Below are 2,389 nucleotides of genomic sequence, written 5' to 3'. Positions count from 1 at the left end.
ACCCGACGCTAGCGCCGCCCACCCACGCGCCCCGGCCCCGTCCGCGCCCGCGCGCGGAGAACGGCGGGAAGTCGCGGCAGATCGGCAGAGGTTAGGGCGTCCTACACTGGGCGGCGACCCCGAAGGAAGGCACCTGCGTGACCTCGAACCGCCCTGTCCGTGTGGCCGTCGTCGGCGCCGGCCCCGCCGGCATCTACGCCTCGGACATCCTGAGCCGCTCGGGCCTGGACGTGTCCATCGACCTCATCGAGCGACTGCCCGCGCCGTTCGGCCTGGTCCGGTACGGCGTGGCCCCCGACCACCCCCGGATCAAGCAGATCATCGTCGCCCTGCACAAGGTGCTGGAGCGCGGTGACATCCGGCTGATCTGCAACGTCGACTACGGGGTGGACCTCAAGCTCGAGGACCTGCGCCGGCACTACGACGCGGTCGTCTTCGCGACCGGCGCCATCAAGGACGCCGACCTGCCGATCCCGGGCATCGACCTGGACGGCTCGTACGGCGCCGCCGACTTCGTGTCCTGGTACGACGGCCACCCCGATGTGCCGCGGACCTGGCCGCTGACCGCGCAGCACGTCGCGGTGCTCGGCGCCGGAAACGTGGCGCTCGACGTCGCCCGCATGCTCGCCAAGCACGCCGACGACCTGCTGCCGACCGAGGTGCCCCAGAACGTCTACGACGGCCTGAAGGCCAGCCCGGTGACGGACGTGCACGTGTTCGCCCGCCGCGGCCCGGCCCAGGCCAAGTTCTCCCCGCTGGAGCTGCGCGAGCTCGGCCACGTGCCGGACGTCGACGTCGTCGTGTACCCGGAGGACTTCGACTTCGACGAGGGCTCCATGGCGGCCATCCACTCGTCGAACCAGACCAAGCAGGTCGTCAAGACGCTGACCGACTGGACGCTGAAGGAGCCGGAGGAGCTGACGGCGAGCCGCCGCATCCACCTGCACTTCCTGCACAAGCCGGTCGAGGTGCTCGGCGAGGACGGCAAGGTCGTCGGGCTGCGCACCGAGCGCACCGCGCTGGCCGGCGACGGCACCGTGGCGGGCACCGGGACGATGCACGACTGGCCCGTGCAGGCCGTGTACCGGGCGGTCGGCTACTTCGGGTCGCCGCTGGTGGACGTGCCGTTCGACGAGGCCAAGGGCGTCATCGCGAACCGCGAGGGCCGGGTCGTGGACGTCGACGGGGAGCCCGTGCCCGGCGTCTACACCACCGGCTGGATCAAGCGCGGCCCGGTCGGCCTGATCGGGCACACCAAGTCCGACGCGAGCGAGACCGTCCGGCACCTGGTCGAGGACGCCGGCGACGTCACGGAGCCGGGCAACCCGTTCCTGTCCGCGACCGAGGCGGACCCGCAGGCGGTCCTCGACTTCCTGACCGCGCGCGGCGCCCGCCCGATCCACTGGTCCGGCTGGGAGCTGCTGGACGCGTACGAGCGGTCCCTCGGGGAGCCGCACGGCCGCGAGCGGGTCAAGGTCGTGCCGCGCGAGGACATGGTGCGGATCGCGCTGGCCGAGGCCGCCGGCGAGGCCTGACGCCACAGGCGCCCCGCGAGTGGAAGGTCTGGCCCGACACGCCGACGGTGTGTCGGGCCAGACCTTCCACTCCACTGGAGCGGCCCGGGGTCCGGGGTCAGCCCGTGAAGCGGCGGAGGAACTCCTGGGTGCGGGGCTCGCGCGGGGCGCCCAGCACCTGCTCGGCCGGGCCGCGCTCCAGGATCCGGCCCTGGTGCAGGAAGCAGACCTCGTCGGCGACGTGCCGGGCGAACGCCATCTCGTGCGTGGCGACGACCATGGTCGTGCCCTCGTCCTTGAGCTCGCCGAGCAGGTCCAGCACCTCGCCGACCAGCTCCGGGTCGAGCGCGCTCGTCACCTCGTCGAGCAGCATGAGCGCCGGCTGCGTCACCAGCGCCCGGGCGATCGCCACGCGCTGCTGCTGGCCGCCGGACAGCTCGTCGGGGAACGCCTGCGCCTTCGCGCCGAGGCCGACCCGCTCCAGCATCGCCGCGGCGCGCTCCCGGGCCTCCCGCTTGCCGACCTTGTGCACCAGCCGCGGCGCGAGCGTCACGTTGTCGAGGACCCGCAGGTGCGGGAACAGGTTGTACGCCTGGAACACCATGCCGATCCGGGCCCGCACCGCGTTCGCGTCGACGCGCGGGTCGGTGACCTCGGCCCCGGCGACCTCGATGACCCCGTCGTCGACCTCCTCCAGCAGGTTCACGCAGCGCAGCAGCGTCGACTTGCCGGAGCCCGAGGCACCGATCAGCACGACGACCTTGTGCTCCGCGACGTCGAGGGACAGGTCGTCGAGGACGACGTGGTCGCCGAACGCCTTGCGGACCCGGTCGACGCGCAGCAGCGGGGTGCCGGCGGGGACGACGTCGGGGGAG

General features: G+C 72.9%; 2 protein-coding genes. One reads left to right on the top strand and one right to left on the bottom strand.

The window, feature by feature from the left end; translation table 11 throughout:
- The first annotated feature begins 137 nt into the window (after positions 1-137).
- Positions 138-1,535 (top strand): FAD-dependent oxidoreductase, encoded by a 1,398-nt coding sequence (locus MHY85_RS20815; protein WP_239200336.1) that lies wholly within the window; start codon positions 138-140, stop codon positions 1,533-1,535.
- Between the two features lie 97 nt (positions 1,536-1,632).
- Here the strand turns inward: MHY85_RS20815 and MHY85_RS20810 are convergent, their stop codons facing one another.
- Positions 1,633-2,358, bottom strand: coding sequence for an amino acid ABC transporter ATP-binding protein (locus tag MHY85_RS20810; RefSeq protein WP_239200338.1), 726 nt, complete (start codon positions 2,356-2,358; stop codon positions 1,633-1,635).
- Positions 2,359-2,389: the final 31 nt, after the last annotated feature.

It is taken from the genome of Cellulomonas sp. ACRRI, assembly GCF_022346185.1.
Taxonomy (GTDB): domain Bacteria; phylum Actinomycetota; class Actinomycetes; order Actinomycetales; family Cellulomonadaceae; genus Cellulomonas.
Note: the sequence above shows the minus strand (reverse complement) of the source record. Positions and strands in the feature narration are given on the sequence as shown.